At 64.8% G+C, this 20,634-nt stretch carries 22 protein-coding genes; 7 read left to right on the top strand and 15 right to left on the bottom strand.

All coding sequences use genetic code 11. The features are described 5' to 3' along the window. Positions 1-2 precede the first annotated feature (2 nt). On the bottom strand, positions 3-983 hold the full coding sequence (gene puuE, locus WIMU1_RS12660) for an allantoinase PuuE (protein ID WP_062797786.1): 981 nt from the start codon (positions 981-983) through the stop codon (positions 3-5). Between the two features lie 140 nt (positions 984-1,123). On the opposite strand from puuE, the gene WIMU1_RS12655 reads away from it, so the two are divergent. Further along, the gene (locus WIMU1_RS12655) at positions 1,124-1,378 is read left to right on the top strand and encodes a DUF2631 domain-containing protein (protein ID WP_023963937.1); all 255 of its coding nucleotides are present in this window, start codon (positions 1,124-1,126) and stop codon (positions 1,376-1,378) included. Here the strand turns inward: WIMU1_RS12655 and WIMU1_RS26690 are convergent. Continuing rightward, the gene (locus WIMU1_RS26690; RefSeq protein ID WP_245969039.1) at positions 1,368-1,628 is read right to left on the bottom strand and encodes a hypothetical protein; all 261 of its coding nucleotides are present in this window, start codon (positions 1,626-1,628) and stop codon (positions 1,368-1,370) included. The genes WIMU1_RS12655 and WIMU1_RS26690 overlap by 11 nt on opposite strands. Here WIMU1_RS26690 and WIMU1_RS26685 point away from each other — a divergent pair. Continuing rightward, a complete protein-coding gene (locus WIMU1_RS26685) occupies positions 1,615-2,082 on the top strand; it encodes an ankyrin repeat domain-containing protein (protein WP_245969041.1) in 468 nt (155 codons plus the stop codon). The two genes, WIMU1_RS26690 and WIMU1_RS26685, sit on opposite strands and share 14 nt — an antisense overlap. A gap of 39 nt (positions 2,083-2,121) precedes the next feature. Here WIMU1_RS26685 and WIMU1_RS12645 read toward each other — a convergent pair whose 3' ends face one another. Both WIMU1_RS12645 and rlmN read right to left on the bottom strand, forming a co-directional pair. Next, complete coding sequence (locus WIMU1_RS12645; RefSeq protein WP_245969043.1) at positions 2,122-3,174, bottom strand: class I SAM-dependent methyltransferase; 1,053 nt, start codon at positions 3,172-3,174, stop codon at positions 2,122-2,124. Between the two features lie 150 nt (positions 3,175-3,324). Next, positions 3,325-4,434: a dual-specificity RNA methyltransferase RlmN gene (gene rlmN, locus WIMU1_RS12640; protein WP_062797782.1), complete on the bottom strand. Its 1,110-nt coding sequence runs from the start codon at positions 4,432-4,434 to the stop codon at positions 3,325-3,327. A 108-nt stretch (positions 4,435-4,542) separates the two neighbouring features. On the opposite strand from rlmN, the gene WIMU1_RS12635 reads away from it, so the two are divergent. Further along, positions 4,543-4,938: a LapA family protein gene (locus tag WIMU1_RS12635; protein WP_223249449.1), complete on the top strand. Its 396-nt coding sequence runs from the start codon at positions 4,543-4,545 to the stop codon at positions 4,936-4,938. Between the two features lie 45 nt (positions 4,939-4,983). On the opposite strand, the gene WIMU1_RS12630 is transcribed toward WIMU1_RS12635, so the two are convergent. The 5 genes from WIMU1_RS12630 to rpsB form a co-directional block, all read right to left on the bottom strand. Beyond that, the gene (locus WIMU1_RS12630; protein ID WP_062797779.1) at positions 4,984-5,895 is read right to left on the bottom strand and encodes a phosphatidate cytidylyltransferase; all 912 of its coding nucleotides are present in this window, start codon (positions 5,893-5,895) and stop codon (positions 4,984-4,986) included. Positions 5,896-5,902: 7 nt separating this feature from the next. Continuing rightward, complete coding sequence (frr, locus tag WIMU1_RS12625; RefSeq protein ID WP_023963949.1) at positions 5,903-6,460, bottom strand: ribosome recycling factor; 558 nt, start codon at positions 6,458-6,460, stop codon at positions 5,903-5,905. A gap of 76 nt (positions 6,461-6,536) precedes the next feature. Beyond that, positions 6,537-7,283, bottom strand: coding sequence for a UMP kinase (gene pyrH, locus WIMU1_RS12620; protein WP_371850296.1), 747 nt, complete (start codon positions 7,281-7,283; stop codon positions 6,537-6,539). A 133-nt stretch (positions 7,284-7,416) separates the two neighbouring features. Beyond that, entirely contained in the window at positions 7,417-8,241 is an 825-nt protein-coding gene (gene tsf, locus WIMU1_RS12615) for a translation elongation factor Ts (RefSeq protein WP_023963953.1), read from the bottom strand. 54 nt (positions 8,242-8,295) lie between these two features. Continuing rightward, positions 8,296-9,135: a 30S ribosomal protein S2 gene (gene rpsB, locus WIMU1_RS12610; RefSeq protein ID WP_030163598.1), complete on the bottom strand. Its 840-nt coding sequence runs from the start codon at positions 9,133-9,135 to the stop codon at positions 8,296-8,298. Between the two features lie 341 nt (positions 9,136-9,476). On the opposite strand from rpsB, the gene WIMU1_RS12605 reads away from it, so the two are divergent. Beyond that, positions 9,477-10,031, top strand: coding sequence for a M23 family metallopeptidase (locus tag WIMU1_RS12605; RefSeq protein ID WP_062797775.1), 555 nt, complete (start codon positions 9,477-9,479; stop codon positions 10,029-10,031). Between the two features lie 12 nt (positions 10,032-10,043). On the opposite strand, the gene WIMU1_RS12600 is transcribed toward WIMU1_RS12605, so the two are convergent. Both WIMU1_RS12600 and WIMU1_RS12595 read right to left on the bottom strand, forming a co-directional pair. After that, positions 10,044-10,970, bottom strand: a complete 927-nt coding sequence (locus tag WIMU1_RS12600) for a tyrosine recombinase XerC (protein WP_243404330.1) — start codon at positions 10,968-10,970, stop codon at positions 10,044-10,046. Positions 10,971-11,056: 86 nt separating this feature from the next. Further along, a complete protein-coding gene (locus WIMU1_RS12595) occupies positions 11,057-11,905 on the bottom strand; it encodes a siderophore-interacting protein (RefSeq protein WP_062797771.1) in 849 nt (282 codons plus the stop codon). Between the two features lie 86 nt (positions 11,906-11,991). Here WIMU1_RS12595 and WIMU1_RS12590 point away from each other — a divergent pair, with 86 nt between their 5' ends. Beyond that, complete coding sequence (locus WIMU1_RS12590; RefSeq protein WP_062797770.1) at positions 11,992-12,831, top strand: SDR family NAD(P)-dependent oxidoreductase; 840 nt, start codon at positions 11,992-11,994, stop codon at positions 12,829-12,831. Positions 12,832-12,836: 5 nt separating this feature from the next. Here WIMU1_RS12590 and dprA read toward each other — a convergent pair whose 3' ends face one another. From dprA to WIMU1_RS12575, 3 genes are read right to left on the bottom strand one after another with little or no spacing between them, the layout of a single operon-like run. Beyond that, positions 12,837-13,976: a DNA-processing protein DprA gene (gene dprA / locus WIMU1_RS12585; protein ID WP_062797769.1), complete on the bottom strand. Its 1,140-nt coding sequence runs from the start codon at positions 13,974-13,976 to the stop codon at positions 12,837-12,839. Positions 13,977-13,985: 9 nt separating this feature from the next. Further along, complete coding sequence (locus WIMU1_RS12580) at positions 13,986-15,533, bottom strand: YifB family Mg chelatase-like AAA ATPase (protein WP_062798515.1); 1,548 nt, start codon at positions 15,531-15,533, stop codon at positions 13,986-13,988. Position 15,534: 1 nt separating this feature from the next. After that, positions 15,535-15,915, bottom strand: coding sequence for a YraN family protein (locus WIMU1_RS12575; RefSeq protein WP_062797768.1), 381 nt, complete (start codon positions 15,913-15,915; stop codon positions 15,535-15,537). 461 nt (positions 15,916-16,376) lie between these two features. On the opposite strand from WIMU1_RS12575, the gene WIMU1_RS12570 reads away from it, so the two are divergent. After that, on the top strand, positions 16,377-17,813 hold the full coding sequence (locus WIMU1_RS12570; RefSeq protein ID WP_062797767.1) for a condensation domain-containing protein: 1,437 nt from the start codon (positions 16,377-16,379) through the stop codon (positions 17,811-17,813). Continuing rightward, positions 17,810-19,594 carry an MFS transporter gene (locus tag WIMU1_RS12565; RefSeq protein WP_062797766.1) on the top strand — a complete coding sequence of 595 codons (1,785 nt, stop codon included), beginning with the start codon at positions 17,810-17,812 and terminating at the stop codon, positions 19,592-19,594. The genes WIMU1_RS12570 and WIMU1_RS12565 overlap by 4 nt, the downstream gene beginning before the upstream one ends. Here WIMU1_RS12565 and WIMU1_RS12560 read toward each other — a convergent pair. Further along, positions 19,572-20,561 (bottom strand): alpha/beta hydrolase, encoded by a 990-nt coding sequence (locus WIMU1_RS12560; protein WP_370623672.1) that lies wholly within the window; start codon positions 20,559-20,561, stop codon positions 19,572-19,574. The genes WIMU1_RS12565 and WIMU1_RS12560 overlap by 23 nt on opposite strands. Positions 20,562-20,634: the final 73 nt, after the last annotated feature.

Here is a 20,634-nt window from a genome sequence, read left to right as displayed (position 1 = left end):
TGTCACCCGCCGGTCACCGGCGCCGGATGTCGCTCGGCCCAGTGGCGAGCGATGTCGACCCGCCGAGCGATCCACACCTTGTCGTGCGACTGCACGTGGTCGAGAAAACGCTCCAGGGCTGCCGTACGAGCGGGGCGGCCCGCCAACCGGCAGTGCAACCCGATCGACAACATCTTCGGGGCCCCCGCCTCACCTTCGGCGTAGAGAACGTCGAAAGCATCGCGCAGGTGGGCGAAGAACTGGTCGCCCGAGGGGAAGCCGGCGGGTGAAGAGAACTTCATGTCATTGGTGTCGAGGGTGTACGGGACAACAAGGTGATCAACGGTGCGGTCTGGGGTACCGGGGCCCCGACCCGGGACGGTCACCTTGTCCCAGTACGGCAGGTCATCGGCATAACTGTCGGAGTCGTACAGGAAGCCGCCGTGCTCGACGACCAGCCGACGGGTGTTGGGCGAATCCCGGCCGGTGTACCAGCCGAGCGGCGCGGTCCCGGTCAGTTCCGTGAGGATCTCGACGGCTTCGGCCATGTGGGCACGCTCGATGTCGGGGTCGACCAATTGATAGCTGAGCCAGCGCAAGCCGTGCGAAGCGATCTCGTCGCCCCGTTCGAGAAAAGCAGCGACGGCCTCGGGATTGCGCGCCATGGCTTGTGCGACGGCGAAGATGGTCAGGGGCAGTTCGTGGCGGTCGAAGACGCGGAGTAGTCGCCACAGGCCGGCCCGCGAACCGTACTCGTACAACGACTCCATGCTCATGTGCCGGTTGGGAAATGATTCCGCGCCAGCCATTTCCGACAGGAACGTCTCACTCCCACGGTCGCCCTCGAGGACGTTGTTCTCCGAACCCTCCTCATAATTGAGGACGAATTGCACGGCGATGTTGGCCTCACCTGGCCATTGCGGATGCGGTGGGGTGCGGCCGTATCCGACCAGATCACGCGGATAGTCGGCGCTTACAAGATTTTCCGGCGGCACGGCGTTCATTCTGGCACCGGGTCACCGAAGGCGCAGCGGAGACGGCGCCGGAAAGGGCACGACCCGACCAACCCCACGTCGGCCGAGGCCCGACCGCCCACGATATGCTGACGCGGAAGAATCGTCGGTCCCAACCATCAGGAGTAGCCGTGGCCAGCACTGAGGTCGAGTACAAGCGCGAGCCCGCGGATGCGCCGTCGGCCCGATTCGGCTGGCACGGCGAAGGTCTCAAGACTTTCAAGATCGCCGGATGGGTGTCGATCGTGGCACTGCTGGTCATGATGATCGGAAATCACGAAGGTCACGTCGAAGACCTCTTCCTGCTCGGCTTCGCCTTGCTCCTCGCCTTCATCCTGATCCGCGGCGAGATCCTCAGCCGCAGAAAATGGGCGATCAAGAAGTAGGCGCAGTCGCGTCCTCGCCCTCCCGCCTGCGACGGGCACTGTCCGCCACAGCGGGATGCCTGATCCTTTTGTGCGCTGCGTGCACCGCCACGTCCGAGTCGCCTCGCGCCGACAGCACCGAGCCGTCGACCACCCGTCCATCGGCCATCTCCACAACGCCCCCGCCGGCACCGCCGGCGTCGACACCCAGCCCTGATCCCGCACTCGAGGTCAGGGACGCCGACGGACGCACGCCCTTGGTCGCAGCCACCAAGGCTAATGATGTCGAGACCGCACGACGGCTGATCCTCGCCGGCGCCGATGTCAATGCCAAGGATGATCTCGACGACTCCGCGTATCTCTACGCGGGCGCCGAAGGCCTCGACGAGATACTCGTCCTCACCCTCGACCACGGCGCAGATGTGCGGTCGCTCAACCGATTCGGGGGCACCGCCCTGATTCCGGCAGCGGAGAAGGGGCACCCGACCACCGTGCAGTTGCTGATCGATGCCGGGGTTCCGCTGGACCACATCAATTACTCCGGCTGGACTGCACTTCTCGAAGCCGTTGTCTACGGGGATGATTCGGCGCCGTACCAGGACATCGTGGCGCGCCTGCTCGCGGCGGGTGCGAACCCCGATATCCGGGACGCGCAGGGACGAACTGCCCTCAACAATGCACGCAACCTCGGTCAGACCGACATCGTGCGGCTCCTGGGTGGTTGAGCGCGACCGGCGTGGCCCCGCGGCATCACCCGATTGTCGTCATTGGAGCCGGTAGAACCGGAAGATGTCATGCTCGATGTCGAGCACGGAGGCCCCGTCCAGTCCTGCCGACCGGGCGTAGGCGTCAAGCGTGGACGTCCGCATGACAGTTCCGGTGGCCGCGCTGTCCCCGCCGGACATGCTGTCGGGCAGGCAGCAACCGATCGAGAATCCGTACAGCAGTTGTTCCACCGGCCCGGCATCAGGGGTGAAGGAATCGGCCGTTCGTTCATCCATCACGATGATCGGTGCGCCAGGTTTCGCTATTCGTCGCATCGTCGCGAGGAACGACACCGGATCCGAGAGGTCGTGCACGCACTCGAAGGCGAAGACCGCATCGTGGCTGTCGAAATCCAGTTCTGACTGTGCATCGGCCACGGTCACCGTGACGCGGTCCGACACGCCGTACTCGACAGCGTTCCGCTGCGCGGCGGCCACGGAGTCCGTGTCGATGTCGTAGCCGTCGACTGAGACGTTCGGATATCCCACAGCGAGGGCGATCGACGACCATCCCTCACCGCATCCCAGGTCGGCGATACGCGCGCCCGCGGTCAACAACGCATGCAGATCAGGGATTTGCGGCAGGAACTCAGAAGTCAACTGCCCCATGTACATCGGCCGGTTGGCGTACGACTGCGCCTCGCGGGCATCGGCGCCGAGTTGCTGCCACGACACACCGCCGCCGCTGCGATAGGCCTGCAGCAGTTCCGACATCTGACTCCCCGTGGCGACCGACAACCGTGCCAGCGGGGCGAGGTACGACAGGCTGTCGCCGTTCACCAGAACCTCGGAATACTCTGCGGGCAGCGCGAATCGGGTGACCTCGGGCCCGATGTCGGCGACAACGTAGCCCGAGACCGCCTGATGCTCGAGCCACTCCCGGGCGTACCGTTCCGCTGACCCGGATCGCTGTGCCAATTCGGCCGGAGTCAGCGGGCCTTCCTTCGCGAGCAGTTCGTACCAGCCGAGCCGGTCACCCAGATACAGCGCCTGGACCTGCTGGGCGCCGAGTAGAGCACCGAACACGTGGTCGGCGAATTGATCCGTGGTCATGGGCGCCTGGGAAGTCATGGTCTCGTCTCATCTGTTCGGGCGTGTGTGACGAGTACAGCATCTGATCGATCCACGGCGGGCCACTTGTCCTGCGAACGCCGCACACATGGTGCGTGGCGCCGGTCGAGGGCCGTGCCAGGTGAAGGTGCCTCAGCGCTCTTCGGCAGCGAGTTGCCCGCAGGCCGCGGCGATCTCCTGGCCTCGGGTGTCGCGAACCGTACACGAAACACCCTGCGCGATCACGCGTCTCACGAACTCGCGCTCAACGGGCTTGGGGCTCGCGTCCCACTTCGAGCCCGGCGTCGGGTTGAGGGGGATCAGATTCACGTGCACCAGGGGTCCGAGTGCCTTGCGCAACTTCTCCCCGAGCAGGTCGGCACGCCACGGCTGGTCGTTGATGTCGCGGATGAGGGCGTATTCGATCGAGACCCGACGACCGGTGGAGTCCGCGTAGTAGCGGGCCGCGTCGAGTACCTCGCGCACCGACCACCGGTTGTTCACCGGAACCAGGGTGTCGCGCAGTTCGTCGTCGGGGGTGTGCAGTGACACCGCGAGGGTCACGGTCAGTCCTTCGTCGGCCATCCGCCGGATGGCGGGCGCCAGACCCACGGTCGACACCGTGACCGATCGCTGCGAGATCCCGAGGCCTTCGGGAGCCGGTGACGTGATGCGCCGGACGGCGTCGATGACCCGCTTGTAGTTCGCGAGCGGTTCGCCCATTCCCATGAAGACGACGTTGGAGAGACGCCCGGGGTCGCCGAGCTCCCCGTCACGCATGGACCGGGCGGCGGCGCGCACCTGGTCGACGATCTCTGCGGTGGAGAGATTGCGGTCGAGGCCGCCCTGACCCGTCGCGCAGAACGGGCAGGCCATGCCACAGCCGGCCTGACTCGAGATGCACAGAGTGGTGCGATCGGAATACCGCATCAACACCGACTCGAGAAGCGTGCCGTCATGAAGTCGCCACAGGGTCTTGCGCGTGGTGTTGTCGTCACAGGCAATGTGGCGAACCACCGTCATCAGCTGCGGGAACAGAGCCTGACCGACGGATTCACGCATCGCTGCAGGCAGGTCCGTCATCTCGGCCGGGTCGGCGTTGAGACGGGCGTAGTACTGGCGGGCCAACTGGTCGGCCCGGAACTTGGGTAAGCCCAGTTTTGTCACTGCGGCGACCCGGCCGGCCGCGTCGAGGTCGGCCAGATGCTGCGGCGGCTTGCCCCGTTTGGGCGCGTCGAACACCAGCGGCAGCGGACTTGTCATAACACAAGGGTGACGGACTGGGGCCACAGAAGCCAATTCGGCCCGGTGATGATGCCAATTCGATCACCGTCATTGTCGTTCGGTGCGCGCTGACGCACCATGGAACACATGACTTACCAACAGCCCGAGGGTTACCCGCAGGAACCCGCGTACGACCCGGCCACCACCGGCAGCGCGCCTCCCCCGGACTACACCGGCAGCGATGTCCCCGCCGCCGACCACCGCGAGGAAGAGCGGCGCAAAGCGCTCGACGACGTGAAGCACACCCGTACCCGCGCAGCCTGGGTCGGGCTCATCATCGGTGTCCTGGTGACCCTCGTGCTGCTGATCTTCATATTGCAGAACCTCGACAAGCAGCAGGTCGATCTCTTCTTCTGGAGTGTGAACCTGCCGCTCGGCGTGAGCCTGCTCGTCGCGGCGATCCTCGGCGCAGTCATCACCGCGATCATCGGGAGTCTTCGGATGTTGCAGGTTCGCCGGGCGGTGAAGAAGGCCCGGCCCTGAACCCGGTTTTCACCGACCACGGTTGAGTCCGCGGCGGGTGAGCGATCAGAGCAGCGCGCCCAGCACGGCCCACACCACGAAGGCCGACGGCAGCACCGAGTCGAGTCGGTCCATGATCCCGCCGTGTCCTGGCAGCAGCGTGCCCATGTCCTTGATACCGAGATCACGCTTGACCTGTGACTCCACGAGATCGCCGAGTGTGGCGCACACGACCAGCACCGGCCCGAGGATCAGTCCGATCCACCAGTGGGAGTCGACGAGGTAGGTGACGGTGAGTACGGCGCCGACGATGCCGAAAAGCATGGATCCGGCCATGCCCTCCCACGACTTCTTCGGGCTGATCGCGGGAACCATGGCGTGCCGCCCGAAGGTGACTCCCGCGATGTACCCGCCGATATCGGAACAGGCGACGACGATCATCAGCGTGAAGACTCTCGCCGCACCGTGCTCTTCGAGCACCATCGAGGCGCCGAAGGCGCCCATCAACGGCAGCCAGGCGAGCACCAACGTGGTGCCGGCGAGGTCCTGGAGGTAGTTCTGAGGCGCCGCCTGCAATCCCTGCGAGAGCAGTTTCCAGATCATCGAGACCAGGACCGTCGCGGCGAAGGCCACCACTGATCCGGTGATCCCCCAGGGCCAGCTCACCCAGATGATCGCCTGTCCGCCCACGAGGATCGGGATCAGCGCGACCTTGATACCGGCATCTCGGAATCGTTTGGTGACCTCCCAGCTGGCGACCGCGATGGCCACCGCCACGACCGGGAACCAGACCTCGGGGACGAAGGTGAGGATCAGGATCAGCGACACACCGAGAGCGCCCCCGACCCCGATGGCCGCCGGGAGGTTCCGGCCGGCCCGCGAGCTGGAGCCCTTGGGCTGCGGTCCTGGTGTGTCCTGCGGCCGATCTGTGTCGGTCACCGTCTGCCCTGCTCCCCTGGAACTGCGTGAAGTCGTCATCGGATGACTAGACCTCGAGCAGTTCGCTTTCCTTGTGTTTGACCAATTCGTCGACCTGCGCGACGTACGTCGAGGTGGTCTTGTCCAGATCCTTTTCGGCCCGGGTCACCTCATCCTCACCGGCTTCGCCGTCTTTTTGGATGCGTTTGAGTTCATCGACCGCTTTGCGACGCACGTTACGGATGGACACCTTGGCGTCCTCACCCTTGGATTTGACCTGTTTGACGAGTTCACGACGTCGTTCTTCGGTCAGCTGGGGAATCGCGACCCGAATGATGTTGCCGTCGTTGGTCGGGTTGACACCGAGGTCGGAGTTGCGGATCGCTGTTTCGATCAGACCCAGAGACGACTGCTCGTATGGCTTGATCACCACCATGCGCGGCTCCGGGGTGTTGATGGACGACACCTGCGTGATCGGGGTGGGCGCACCGTAGTAGTCGATGGTGACGCGGTTGAACATCGCCGGGTTCGCCCGGCCGGTTCGGACCGAACCCATGTCGTCGCGGGCCACAATGACGGCCTTCTCCATTTTTTCCTCGGCGTCGAGCAGCGCGTCGTCGATCATGGTGTCCTCCGTTGTCGTGTGGTGGTGGTGCCGCGGCCGGCCCGTCTCCGCAACGACGGGCGGGCCGAGTCGCGGGTCAGGTGCTGACCAGTGTTCCGATCTTCTCACCTGCGACCGCACGGGCGATGTTGCCCTGCTCGAGCAGGTTGAAGACCAGGATGGGCATCTGGTTGTCCATACAGAGACTGAATGCGGTGGCGTCGGCGACCTTGAGGCCCTGTTCGAGCACCTCACGGTGGGTGATCTCGCGGTACAGGGTGGCGTCCGGGTCGATCCTGGGATCGGCAGAGTACACGCCGTCGACGCCCTTGGCCATGAGAACCACCTCGGCCTTGATCTCGAGGGCGCGTTGGGCAGCGGTGGTGTCCGTGGAGAAGTACGGCATTCCCATGCCTGCCCCGAAGATGACGACACGGCCCTTCTCCAGGTGCCGCTGGGCACGCAGCGGAATGTACGGTTCGGCGACCTGCCCCATCGTGATGGCTGTCTGCACTCGGGTGACGACGCCGCGCTTCTCCAGGAAGTCCTGTAGCGCAAGGCAATTCATGACGGTGCCGAGCATGCCCATGTAGTCGGACCGGGCGCGCTCGAGACCCCGCTGCTGAAGTTCGGCGCCACGGAAGAAGTTTCCGCCGCCGATCACCACGGCCACCTGTACACCGGTGTTAACCACCTCGGCGATCTGGTCGGCGACGGTGGAGACGACGTCGGGGTCGAGACCGACCTTGCCGCCGCCGAACATCTCGCCGCCCAGCTTCAGGACAACCCGTTTGAACCCGGCGCGTTGAGCTGTGGCGTCGTCGGTCATGTGGCGTTCCTCCATGGAGCGATTGTGGGCGCGGCGGGCTACTGGTGCCGGCGGGTCCGGGATGCGTCCCGGGTCCGGCCCAATCCTAAACGAGCACAAAAGAACCCCGGCGAATCGATTGATTCGCACGGGGTTCTCTCATGAAAACTCAGGCCTGTCCGACCTCGAAACGAGTGAAGGACACAACCTGCGCCCCTGCCTCGTCGAGGACGGCCTTGACCGTCTTCTTGGATTCCTGGACCGACGGCTGGTCGACCAGCACGACGTCCTTGAAGAATCCGTTGAGCCGGCCTTCGACGATCTTGGGCAGTGCCTGTTCGGGCTTGCCCTCCTCGCGAGCGGTCTGCTCGGCGATGCGACGCTCGGAAGCGACCACGTCCTCGGGCACCTCGTCGCGCGAGGCGTACTTGGCGCGCAACGCAGCAACCTGCATGGCTGCTCCACGAGCAGCTTCCGCAGCCTCGGGGGTGTCGCCGGTGTACTCCACCAGGACGCCGACGGCAGGCGGGAGATCCGAAGCCCGCTTGTGCAGGTAGGACGCCACATTGCCCTCGTGGTACGAGACCCGGTTCAAGACCAGCTTCTCGCCGATCTTGGCGGAGAGCTCCTGGATCAGCTCGTCGACCGTCTTGTCGCCGACGCTGGTGGCCTTGAGGGCCTCCACGTCGGACGTCTTGGCGGCGACAGCAGCGTCGAGAACCTGAGCGGCCAGCGCCTGGAACTCGTCGTTCTTGGCCACGAAGTCCGTCTCGGAGTTGATCTCGATCATCGCACCGTCTTTGGCGGCGATCAGACCTTCGGCGGTGGACCGCTCGGCACGCTTGCCGACGTCCTTGGCGCCCTTGATCCGCAGTTCTTCGACGGCCTTGTCGAAATCGCCGTCGTTGTTGGCCAGCGCGTTCTTGCAGTCGAGCATGCCCGCGCCGGTGAGGTCACGGAGCCGCTTGACGTCAGCGGCGGTGTAATTCGCCATGGGTGGGCGAGCCTCCTGTCGATTGTGTCGGGGGTGATGCGAAAGCCGGAGGGATCAGGCCTGCGCGGGGGTTTCGGCCTGCGCCGGGGCAGCTTCCTCGGTGCCTGCGGCCGGTGTGGTCGCCTGGGTGAGCAGTTCCTGCTCCCATTCGGCCAGCGGCTCGGTGGCGCCACCTTCGGGCTTGGCGTCGGCATCGGCACTCTGACCGGCGCGAGCCTGCAAGCCCTCGGCGACCGCCGAAGCGACGACGCGGGTGAGGAGTGCGGCGCTGCGGATGGCGTCGTCGTTACCCGGGATCGGGTAGTCGACGAGGTCCGGATCGCAGTTCGTGTCGAGGATGGCGATCACCGGGATGTTCAGCTTGCGAGCCTCGGAGACCGCGAGGTGCTCCTTGTTGGTGTCGACAACCCAGATGGCCGAAGGGACCTTCGACATGTCCCGGATACCACCGAGGGTGCGATCCAGCTTGGTCATCTCACGCGTGAGCATGAGGATTTCCTTCTTGGTGCGACCTTCGAAACCGCCGGTCTGCTCCATGGCCTCGAGTTCCTTGAGGCGCTGGAGGCGCTTGTGCACGGTGGAGAAGTTGGTGAGCATGCCGCCGAGCCAGCGCTGGTTCACGTAGGGCATGCCCACGCGCAGCGATTCGGAGGCGATGGATTCCTGAGCCTGCTTCTTGGTTCCGACGAAGAGGATGGTGCCACCGTGGGCAACCGTCTCCTTGACGAACTCGTACGCCTTGTCGATGTACGTCAGCGTCTGCTGCAGGTCGATGATGTAGATGCCGTTGCGATCGGTGAAGATGAATCGCTTCATCTTCGGATTCCAACGACGGGTCTGATGCCCGAAATGAGCGCCGCTGTCCAGCAGCTGCTTCATGGTTACGACAGCCATAATTCACTTTCATTGCAGTTCATGCCGGCGCCCGGTTGGTCGTCGGCCCTGGCGCCTGGCACGTGTGGAACCCCCGGTGAAGAACGATCACCGACGAGGACTGCCCACACGCTGTCTCGGCCGGCATGACGCTGGCCGACTGCAGACGCGCGAAGTCACTCCCGCCGCAGCGAGAGCGCCACATGAGTCTACGCGCGTGAGGGCCCGACACGAAATCGCTTCCCGTACCCAAGCGGGCCCGATGTCAAGGCCTCGGCGAGCGTTGTGGACAGAAAGATCCTTCATGCACATCTTCGCAGGTCATCGCGCGATCGGCTGACACATCCAGCAGGCTCGGATCCATGGCTTTCTGGTGGGCACTGTGCCGCGCGGCAGCGCTGTTGGGCGTGATCATGGCCGCCGTACCACTGCTCGCGCTGCAGTCGCAGCCGACAGCACGCGCCGCACCCGCCTCGGCTCCGTCGCGCGGGTTCACCTGGCCGCTGATTCCGACCCCACAAGTGCTACGCACCTTCGAGCCGCCCACGCAGCGCTGGCTGCCCGGTCACCGCGGTGTCGACCTTGCCGCGGCGGCAGGCGCCACCGTCTATTCGGCAGGCGACGGGGTGGTGCATTTCGCGGGTCCCGTCGCGGGAAAGCCGGTGGTGTCGATCCGGCACCCGGACGGTTTGTTGACCACGTACGAACCGGTGAAGTCCTCGGTGCGCGCCGGTATGCCGGTGGCCCGCGGCTCGCCGATCGGTGTGCTCGAGCCCGGCCATGAGGGCTGCGCTCGCCCGTGCCTGCATTGGGGCGCCCGTCGCAGAGCCGGAGCGTCGGCAACATACCTCGATCCGCTGGCCTTGCTCGGCGTTGTGCGGGTGCGCCTGAAGCCCCTCGAGACAGGCGACGCGTGAGGCGGGCGGCCCTCAAGCCCTGGGGTGCGCCTGATCGTGGACCTTACGAAGACGTTCGACACTGACGTGCGTGTACAGCTGCGTTGTCGCAAGACTCGCGTGGCCCAGCAGTTCCTGCACCACGCGAAGGTCGGCGCCTCCTTCGAGGAGATGGGTTGCCGCACTGTGGCGCAATCCGTGAGGGCCGAGGTCAGGGGTGTCGGGCAGACTCCGCAGTATCTGGTGGACCACCGTGCGGGCCATCCGCTGATCAAGTCGTCCGCCCTTGGCCCCGACGAGCAATGCGTTGCCCGCCTTGGGTTTCGCCAGCGCCGGCCGCCCTGATCTCAGCCACGTGTCCAACGCGGCGGCTGCGGGGGCGCCGAACGGCACCGTCCGTTCCTTGTTGCCCTTACCGATGACCCTGACGACGTTGCGTCCCGTGTCGACGTCCCCGATATCCAGGCCGCACAGCTCCCCCACCCGAATGCCTGTGGCGTACAACAATTCGACGATCAGTCGGTTCCGCTGGCCGATGGGGTCAGCCGGGTCGGACGGGTTCTGCGGATCTTCGGCGCGCGCCGGTTGCATGGCCGCTTCCGCCTGCTCCGCGCTCAACACCCCCGGAAGGGTGCGATGAGCCCGGGGGGCCTGGAGTCGGGTGCCCGGATCTGCGGCAAGGATGCCTTCGCGGGTTGCCCAGGCCGTGAAGCGTTTTGCCGACGAAGCCTGGCGCGCGATGGTGGTGCGGGCTGCCCCCGCCTTGCTGTGTGCCGCGAGCCAGGCACGCAGCAGGCCCAGATCGATTGCCGTCGGAGCGATGCCGCGGGCACCCGCGAAACTGATCAGCGACCGGATGTCACCGAGGTAGGCGCGCACGGTGTGGTCGCTGTGCCCGCATTCGAGGCGCAGATAGCTCTCGTACTCGTCGATGATCGCGGCACTCACCGACTCAGCCAAGCGATCTCGGACCTCTACTGCAAGACGCCACACCCGACCGTGCAGCTTTTGTGTCCCGATCGCACCCGTGCGCGGGCATCAACGGGTCAGACTGCGCTGCCGGCGGCCTCTTCCTTCTTTTTGAGTTCGGCTTTCCATTGCCGGAAACCCTCTTCTGTCCGTCCACGACGCCAGTACCCCGAGATGGAAGCGTGCGATGCCGGGACGCCGCGCTCTTTCCTGACATAGGCGCGCAGATTGTGCATGACCGCCTCTGCTTCGCCGTGGATGAAGACCTGAACCGTGCCCGGCAGCCACTCTGCCTGTTTGACGGCCGCGACGATGGGAGCGTTGGCGCCGGCTTTGTCGTCCCCCACCTCATCCGACGAACCACCCCGGTGCAACCAGGTGATCTCCGCGGTGTCGGGGGCTGCGATGTCGACGTGATCGTCCGGCCCGGCGACCTCGATGAAGGCCTTCACGACCGCGCCATCGGGCATCGATTCCAGGGCTGCGGCAAGCGCCGGCAATCCTGCTTCATCAGAAGCGAGCAGATGCCAGTCGACGTCGGTTCTGGGGCGGTATCCACTGCCAGGGCCCAAGAACCGCACCACATCGCCTGGCTGTGTGGATGCCGCCCATGCCCCCGCGAGCCCTTCGGTGCCGTGCACCACGAAATCGATCGCCACTTCGCGGGCCACCGTGTCGACCCTTCGCACCGTGTACGTCCGCAGGACCGGTTGTTGACCTGGCTCGAACTCCTCCCGGATCCGCTCGAGGTCGAACGGTTCGGGATACCGGACGCCCTCGGGCGGGAACAGGATCTTGACGTACATGTCGGTGTCGTCCACAGGTGTGAACTCGTCGAACCCGGGACCGCCGAGATACACCCTCACCATGTGGGGGGTGAGCTGTTCGGTCCGTTGCACCGTCATGGTGTTGAGCTTCTTGGCCACGCGTTGGTCCTCTCATCGCATTCGAACCAACGGTACCGGAAAGGTAGGTGACCCTAAGTTGGCCGATCCGATATACCGTCGCTGCCATGCCCACCATATTGATCACCGGCGCCTCCCGCGGTATCGGACGCGCGACCACGCAGCGCCTCGCGAATGCGGGCTGGAACGTATTCGCGGGAGTGCGTGACGACGCCGCCGGCGCCGAATTACGCGCATTGGCACCCGGACTGATCACACCCGTCGTCCTCGACATCACCGACGCCGACCACGTGGCAGACCTGGACCGCGTGTTGCCTGCCGAGCTGGACGCGGTTGTCAACAATGCCGGCATCGTCGTCGGCGGTCCGGTGGAAGCCGTCTCACCCGAACAGCTCCGACACCAACTCGATGTCAACGTCATCGGCCAGCATGCCGTCACCCGCGCGTTGCTGCCCCGGCTCCGGGCCTCCCGTGGACGAGTGCTGTTCGTGTCGTCGGTCAGCGGCCGGATCGCCACCCCGATGACGGGTGCCTACAACGCGTCGAAGTTCGCTCTCGAGGGTATGGCCGACGCGCTGCGAATGGAAGTGCGGCCGTGGAAGATCCCCGTCGTGCTGATCGAACCAGGCCAGACCGACACCGACATCTGGCGCGACGCCGAATCCACTCTCGAAGACCTGGTGAGTGACATGTCGCGCGAACACCGTGCTCTCTACGCCAAACACATTGCCGGATACCGCAAGTCGATTCCCCTCTCGCAGAAGGTGGCGGTTCCTGCAGACGCTGTTGCCGCCACCATCGAATCCGCCTTGACGGCGCGGCGGCCGCGGGCCCGTTATGTGGTCGGCGCTGCGAACAAGGTTCAGGCGACAATGGTGGGGGCTCTACCGACCGCGGTCGCCGATCTGCTCCTACGAACCGTCATCGGCGTTCCCCGGCGGCCCTGAGGTACTCACCGCGATCCGGCCAGTCTCCACCCGGATCCGTTGGTGCTCAGCAGGCCTCGCGTTTCCAGGACGGCCAGCGCAGAGCGCACTTGGCGGACGTCGAGTCCACTGGTAAAAGCAATTTCGCCGATGGTCAGTGATCCACGCGCCGGCACCGCGTCGTAGGTTCGTTGCTGGGTTTCGTCGAGGCCGTCGGTCGGTCGCACTGACGACGCGCGGGCTTCCGAACCCGTCACACCGTCGGGCTCGGCCAGCCTGATGATGTCGCCTGAACTGGTCACCAGTTGCGCCACACCGTCGGCAATCATCCGGTGGCATCCGATGGAAGTCGCCGATGTGACCGGTCCTGGCACCGCACCGAGAGGCAGCCCCAGCTTCCGAGTCCACGCGGCTGTGTTGGCCGCGCCGCTGCGCCCGCCTGCCTCCACCACGACGACGGCCCGCGACAGTGCCGCCACCAGACGGTTCCGGGTCAAGAAGCGATGCTTGGCCGCCGATGTGCCCGGGCGGTATTCGCTGACCACCACTCCGGTGCGAGCGATCTCGGCGATCAACCTGGCGTGACCGGCCGGGTAGTCACGGTCGAGTCCGCATGCGAGCACGGCCACCGTGGTCCCGTCCGCGGCCAACGCACACCGGTGCGCCACGCCATCGATGCCGTAGGCACCTCCGGAGATCACCGACCACCGTTCGCCGACGAGACCGCCGGTGAGTGACGACGTGACGTGCTCGCCATAGCCTGACGCCGCCCGCGAACCGACCAACGCCACCGAGCGGTCGACGGCGGCGTCGAGCCTTGCCGGGCCACGGGCCCACAGCGCCAAGGGCTCACCGCCTTTGGCCGCGGTGTCCGCCCGGCCCAGCGCGAGAAGCTGCCAGCCGGGCCACTCGTCGTCGGCTGGGGTCACGAGCCTGCCACCGAGTCGGGCGATCGCGGACAGGTCTTCCTCGGCGGTGTTGACCTGGTGGCGAGCCGCCGTCGCCCGCAGCACTTCTTCGTGGCCGGGCGGCACCGACTGCCGTGACACCGCGCGCGCCGCCTCGGTCACGCCCACCTCCGCAATCAGCTTGTGCAGAGCGGCGTTCGGTGGCTCGGCCACCCCGGCGAGGTATGCCCAGTCGAGTCGTGTGTTGTCGTCGAGCATGTTGTCCCCTCAGTTGTATCCGCGGTCGCGGAACATCAATGCCTGCGCCACATGGTTTTCGGTCGGCTGGTCAGCTCCGGAGAGATCGGCGAGCGTCCACGCCAGGCGAAGTGCCCGGTCGGCTCCGCGTGCCGTCACCCGCCCGTCTCGCAGAAACAGTTCGATCGGCCTGACCACCGAACCCGGCAAGCGAAAATCGCCCCGCCGCAGTACCGAACCCGGCACCTCGGCATTCGTCTGCCACCCGTGGGCCAGCCAGCGTTCGCGAGCAGCGGCCCGCGCCGCCATCACACGCTCGCGGACAACAGCACTCGATTCCGCGGGCCCGCCCGCCAGCGCCGCTGTCCCGGGAGGATCCATCCGAACCCGGATGTCCACCCGATCCATGAGTGGCCCAGACAGCTTGCCGAGATAGCGACGACGTGCAGTAGGTGAGCACACACAATCCACGTCGTTCGCCGGAGCGCACGGGCATGGGTTGGCCGCCAGGATCAGCTGGAAGCGAGCAGGGAATCGAGCGACCCCGTCGCGTCGTGCCACTCGAACTTCGCCGTCCTCCAACGGAGTTCGCAGCGTCTCGAGCACCTTGACACCAAGCTCTGCGCACTCGTCGAGGAACAGGACGCCGCGGTGCGCCCGCGACACCGCACCGGGTTTGGCCATCCCCGTACCACCGCCGATCATCGCAGTCACCGTCGTCGAGTGATGCGGAGCGATGAACGGCGCATCACGAATCAACGGATGATCAGCCGGCAACCCACCGGCAATCGAATGAATCGCCGTGACCTCCAACGCCTCAGCTTCGTTCAACGGCGGCAAGATCCCCGGCAACCGCCGCGCCAGCATCGTCTTCCCAATCCCCGGCGGCCCCGTCAACAACAGATGATGCGCCCCCGCAGCAGCAACCTCCATCGCATACCGCGCCTCATCCTGACCCACCACATCACACAGATCCGGCCCCGCCACCACCGACCGGACCGGCTCCCGCGGACCCACCGTGTCCAGCACAAACGATCCCTTGAGCCAGGCAAGCACCTCCCGCAGATGACTCGCCCCACCCACCTCGATCCCCGACACCAACCCCGCCTCGGCAACATTGCCCAACGGCACAACCGCATGAGTGAAACCCGCCTGCCGAGCCGCCACCACCGCAGGCAACACCCCACGCACCGGCCGAACCCGCCCGTCGAGCGCCAACTCACCCAAGAACACAGACTTCTCCAAATACGCAGGCGCATAATCATTCCCCGCCGCCAGCACCGCCAAAGCCAACGCCAAGTCGTACATCGACCCCGACTTGGGCAACGTCGCAGGCGACAACGCCAACGTGATACGACCCTCCGGCCACTTCGCAACAGCGCCCTCGTCCCCACCCTTACTCGCCGCGGCAGTGTTGGTGATCGCCGCACGCACGCGATCTTTTGCCTCCTTCAACGCCGCATCCCCCAGCCCCACCAGATGCACACCCGGCAGACCCTGACCGATCGACGCCTCGATCTCCACCACCACACCCTCGACACCATTGATCGCCACCGACCGCACCCGCCCCAACTTCACCTCAGAACACCCCACGCAAATGCGAAATCGACACACAGTCCTTCGAATCGAGTTGCACAGCAACCACATCAAAACGCACCACCGGCCAACGCCGCCCCTGCTCACGCAGCCACACCCCAGCCAACCGGCGCATCCGCTGATACTTGGCCACCGTCACCGCCTCCGCCACATCGCCGTACAACGACCCGGTCCGCGTCTTGACCTCCACCACCACCAACGCATCACCATCAACCGCGATCACATCCAACTCCCCATAACGACAACGCCAATTCCGCTGCACCAGGACCCACCCCAAACCCACGAGATACTCCGCCGCGGCGTCCTCCCCCAACTGACCCACCTCACGCCGCGAACGACGCACACCCCCACCTGACTGATCCATACCGAAAACATCCCAAACCAACACCCACCCACAGACCCCACAACACGCCGACCACCACCACCCTGTGCACAAACCACACACTGTGGACAAACCATGAATGCAATAGGCAATTACGCATCGTGAATATCGACCGAATGGCAGCGGACCTGACATTCCCAACGGGTTCAATTGCGAACAGATCCGCACTTTTGGAAAATGCATCTGTATGAAAAGGATCGTTCACACGCAATAGTTTCTGAGCATTCCGGTTGCCCGACCACCAGGGAATCTGTACCGTCATCGACGAGAGCCGCGTCGCTGTTAGGCACTCAGAGCACAATGACATCGAATTGTCTTCGGGGGCGTAGACATTACGGACAATACGACGTCTCGAGCCAAAAACGCAGCACTACAGTCGGCATGATTTGTCGGCGCCTTTTGACTGCCTCCGCGTTTTCGGCCCAGGACGTCCAGGAGATGACATGGTCAATTTCGGTCTCATCGATGATTGGAAGCCACCCGCTGGCAGAGTGACCATTTGGTCGGCGTCACTGGCATCGATCACACAGGCACAGCAGGCGCCCATCCACCCCACGCCACCCTCACACCAACAGGAAGAGTATCTGCGGACTGCAGCTTGTCGGCAGAACTCGCAGATCAGGTCGTCGCGGCTGTATGTCGGCACCTTCGATCAAGATCACACGCTTGATCACGCCGCCATGACCACCGCCGTCAACGCTTTTCTCCGGCGGCACGACACTCACCTCAGTTGGTTCTCCATCGAACCCGATGACTCCGTCGTCCGCCGGGTCATCGATCCCACGACAATCGATTTCATTCCGCATCACCACGATGTCATCGGGGACCCTGACGAGATAAGGGAACTGGTACAACGTGAGACGCCGGGCCCATTCGAGTGGGATTGCTTCACATTCGGCACCATCGAACACGACTGCGGGTTCACCATGTATGCCGCCATCGACCACCTGCACTCCGACCCGATTTCACAGGCGATTTCACTTGTCGACGCCATTGCCCTCTATGACAATGCGCGGCTCGGCCGCGACAACGATCTCGCTCCGCCCGGCAGCTACATCGATTACTGCCATCGGGAACGAACAGCATCGGCTCAGCTGTCGCTGGACTCCTCGCCTGTGCAGCGATGGATCGAACTCGTCCAGGCCAATGGTGGCCGCCTCCCGACCTTTCCGCTGGACCTCGGCCAGGAAAGTACAGAAAACGCGCGGAGCGCACACCTGACGGTCACATTGTTCGACGAACAGGACGCGAAGACACTGGTCCGGATCTGCCGGGACAGCCGCGCAGGGTTCATCGCGGCGGTACTCACCGTCGCCGGCCTCGCTGCGCACGAGTTCACAGGCGATGGTCGTTATCTGGCGATCACGCCCAAGAGCACACGGACGACTCCTGCGGAGTTCAGCGCGGTCGGCTGGTTCACCAGTCTGATTCCCGTGCCGATCGACATCGATGAGTCGTCGACGTTCAAAACCCTGGTTCGCCAAGCACAGGTTGCCTACCTGGCCGGACGCAAACTGTCCGACGTCTCGTTCCACCGGGTGCTCGAACTCGTCTCCGATGAACCCGACCTCGGCGTCAGGACCGAACCCGGATGGTCGGTGCCGATGGTCTCGATCATGGACGCACGTCGACTACCGGGCGTCTCCGAGTTCGAGTCCATCAACGCGAGGTTCTACGGTAACCGCGGTACATCGGACGAGGTGTACACGTGGGTCAATCGATTCGCCGATGAGACATCCATGAGCCTGCTGTTCCCTGACACCGCGCAGGCCCGGGCATCGGTGGACATCTATGTGGACCGGGTACGGCAGATCTTCAAGACGATCATCTCCGAGGGCGACTACGCACCCAGCCCAGGTGTTCGTCAGGTGACAGGTTGAGACCACGAGCGCCGCTTCCTGCTCCCGTCACCACTCCTTGTTGCACAAAAGATCCACGGGGGGCATCTTCGCGGAGAGCATCGTGGCCTGCTCTGGCCTGCTGTCTCATCGCAGTGTCCATGCAGATGGTCGACATGACGATCGTGAACATTGCCCTGCCCAGTCTCGGGTCCGGACTCCACGCATCGTCTGGCGAGCAATTACTTGTACTGAGCGCGTACACACTGGCTTTCGCGTGCTTTCTTCTGACCGCTTCTCGCCTGGGCGAACGGTGGGGCCGTCGACGACTGTTCATCGGCGCTCTCGCGGGGTTCACGGTGGTATCTGTGCTGTGCGGGACCGCAACCGGCGCAACAGAACTCATCGTGTTGAGAGCCGTTCAGGGCGCTTGCGCGGCACTGGCATCGGCCCAGACCATCGCCATCATCTCGGCCTCGTTCCCCAAGTCCCGGCATCCAGCGGTGTTCGGCATCTATGGCGCGACGGCCGGAGTCGCCGCCATGCTCGGACCGACGCTCGGGGGTCTCCTCATCTCAGCAGACGTGTGGGGTCTTGGCTGGCGCATGATCTTCCTCGTCAACCTCCCCCTCGGCCTGATCGCCTGCGTCGTCGGCCATCGATGTCTTCCGGCCCTTCATGCCACCACCCGTCCGGGCCTCGATCTCCCGGGAGTCGCGCTGTCGACGACCGGATTGTTCCTGCTCGTTCTCCCACTGGCCATGGGGCGCGAGAGGGGTTGGCCGACCTGGCATTTGTGGATGCTGGTGGGGTCCGTGGTGGTGCTGTGCCTCTTCATCGTTCACCAGCACCGCCTCGGCAGACGGGGCGGCTATCCCCTGCTGGACCTCCAGCTGTTCACCAGTAGGTCGTTCGCCGTCGGATCAGTCCTGTCGCTGCTGTTCTTCGGTGTGTTTGCCGCATTCTTCTTCACCGTCTCGGTGACCGCACAATTCGGCCTTGGATTCTCACCGTTGCGGACCGGTCTGCTCACCCTCCCTTTTGCCATCGGCGCCGCAGTCGGTTCGGTTGTCTCGGCGCTGCTCGTCAGAAGGATCGGGGCACTGACGCTGACGACGGGAGCCGTCTTGTTCAGCGGGTCACTCGTCTACACGGCCGTGATCATCGACCCCGCCGCCGGCATCGAGGTGTCGTCGATCATCCTCCCGTTGGCCGTCGGCGGCGTGGCCATGGGACTGTTCGTCGCGCCGTTGCAGGCGACGATGCTCTCGGACACCTCAGAGCGGACTGTCGGTTCCGCCTCGGGGACCATCCCCACCGTCCAGCAGATCGGAGCATCCGTGGGGATGGCGGTGATCAGCCTGCTTTTCTTCGCAGCAGTGGTCGCGCAATCGGAACAGGCTGTGCAGGAGGCGCAGACCAGTCTGTCGCACAGTCTCGGCACGTCCGAGGTTGCTCCACTCGCGCGACCGTTTGTCGTTCGCGAGTTCGGTCGCTGTGCCACTGCCCAGTTGGGTTCAGCACACCCGGACACCCCCGGACCGGGGTGTCCCGGCGCAGATGATGCCATCCAGCCATACGCGGACGGGCCTCGTTCCGCGGTCGCAGCCCAAGCCGAACCGGACGTCAGCGCAGCGGCCCGCCAGGCAGCCTCGCACACCTTCTTGGCGGCCTTCACCGCCGTTCTGTGGACCCTGGCGGCGATCTCGGTGGCACTCGCCGGATTGACCCTCGCTCTGCGCAACCACCGACGACGTCAGATCGACCGCCAGTCGGCCGCACAGTCAGCCCCGACGCCGGCTATCGGGTCAGGGCCGCGTTGATCATCGGCCAGGACTTGTGGAGATCGTCTTGCCAGTAACCCCAGCTGTGGGTGCCGGTTGATCGCAGATCGACTGTGGCGGGAATCCCCAACTGCTGCAGTCGGTCACGCATCTTGAGTGTGCAGCGGTTGGTAGCCGTCTCGATGACCGCGCCGACCGCGATCTGCTCGGCGAGCTTGGATCCGTTTCCGTTGATGCCGGGCCCGTCGATCACGTCGTACTGGCCGGGCAGACCCGTACCGTTCGAGATGTAGATGGCTTTGCCGCGCAACTTCTCCGCGTTCACATACGGGTCGTTGCGAACCCACTCGGGATCGGTCGGCGGGCCCCACATGTTCACCGTGTTCCCGCCGCCACGGATCTCGACGGTCAGTCGGACGTAGGCCTGGCCTTCGGGGTCGCTGGTCATTGCGCAACCGCTGTACGATCCGACGGCGCGGTACAGATCAGGGGACTTCAGGGCCAGCTGGAACACCGAGGTCCCGGCCATCGAGATGCCCGCGATCGCGTTGCGCCCGTTGCCGTTCAGGAGCGCATCCATCAGCGGCGGTAGCTCCTCGGTCAAATAGGTGGCCCACTTCTGGCGACCGAGTTTCGGGTCGTCATTGCGCCAGTCCGCGAAGTAACTCGCCGCCCCACCCATCGGTACCACCACATTCACGTTGCGGCCCTTGAAGAAAGATGCGATGTCGGTCTGATCGAACCAGCTGCTTCCACCGTCGCCACCAGCTGCTCCGTTGAGCAGGTACATCGTGGGCGCAGGACTCGACCGGTCCTGTGCCGGCAGCACCTTGACCATCAGGTCCGCCCCCATCGCGGCCGACCTCACGGTCACGTCCACGACCCCGTCGACCTGTTCGACCGTGTTCACCACCCGAGAACCGTCGGCCGATGTCGTGTCGCCGACAATTGGTTGGCCGTCAGGTTCGGCAATTGCCGATCCCGGGCCGAATACTGTCAAGACCAATACGGCCGCCACAAATGTGACAACAGCGGTTTCTACATTTCGATTTGCGAGACGAGGTGTACCACCGATGTGC

This window comes from Williamsia muralis NBRC 105860 (assembly GCF_001598915.1).
Taxonomy (GTDB): domain Bacteria; phylum Actinomycetota; class Actinomycetes; order Mycobacteriales; family Mycobacteriaceae; genus Williamsia; species Williamsia muralis.
Note: the sequence above shows the minus strand (reverse complement) of the source record. Positions and strands in the feature narration are given on the sequence as shown.

Excerpts from the sequence above, each read along its gene's own strand:
- puuE (WP_062797786.1), bottom strand. The coding sequence starts at position 983 with ATGAACGCCGTGCCGCCGGAAAATCTTGTAAGCGCCGACTATCCGCGT.
- WIMU1_RS12645 (WP_245969043.1), bottom strand. The coding sequence starts at position 3,174 with ATGACCACGGATCAATTCGCCGACCACGTGTTCGGTGCTCTACTCGGC.
- rlmN (WP_062797782.1), bottom strand. The coding sequence starts at position 4,434 with ATGACAAGTCCGCTGCCGCTGGTGTTCGACGCGCCCAAACGGGGCAAG.
- WIMU1_RS12635 (WP_223249449.1), top strand. The coding sequence starts at position 4,543 with ATGACTTACCAACAGCCCGAGGGTTACCCGCAGGAACCCGCGTACGAC.
- WIMU1_RS12630 (WP_062797779.1), bottom strand. The coding sequence starts at position 5,895 with ATGACGACTTCACGCAGTTCCAGGGGAGCAGGGCAGACGGTGACCGAC.
- frr (WP_023963949.1), bottom strand. The coding sequence starts at position 6,460 with ATGATCGACGACGCGCTGCTCGACGCCGAGGAAAAAATGGAGAAGGCC.
- pyrH (WP_371850296.1), bottom strand. The coding sequence starts at position 7,283 with ATGGAGGAACGCCACATGACCGACGACGCCACAGCTCAACGCGCCGGG.
- tsf (WP_023963953.1), bottom strand. The coding sequence starts at position 8,241 with ATGGCGAATTACACCGCCGCTGACGTCAAGCGGCTCCGTGACCTCACC.
- rpsB (WP_030163598.1), bottom strand. The coding sequence starts at position 9,135 with ATGGCTGTCGTAACCATGAAGCAGCTGCTGGACAGCGGCGCTCATTTC.
- WIMU1_RS12605 (WP_062797775.1), top strand. The coding sequence starts at position 9,477 with ATGGCTTTCTGGTGGGCACTGTGCCGCGCGGCAGCGCTGTTGGGCGTG.
- WIMU1_RS12590 (WP_062797770.1), top strand. The coding sequence starts at position 11,992 with ATGCCCACCATATTGATCACCGGCGCCTCCCGCGGTATCGGACGCGCG.
- dprA (WP_062797769.1), bottom strand. The coding sequence starts at position 13,976 with ATGCTCGACGACAACACACGACTCGACTGGGCATACCTCGCCGGGGTG.
- WIMU1_RS12575 (WP_062797768.1), bottom strand. The coding sequence starts at position 15,915 with ATGGATCAGTCAGGTGGGGGTGTGCGTCGTTCGCGGCGTGAGGTGGGT.
- WIMU1_RS12570 (WP_062797767.1), top strand. The coding sequence starts at position 16,377 with ATGGTCAATTTCGGTCTCATCGATGATTGGAAGCCACCCGCTGGCAGA.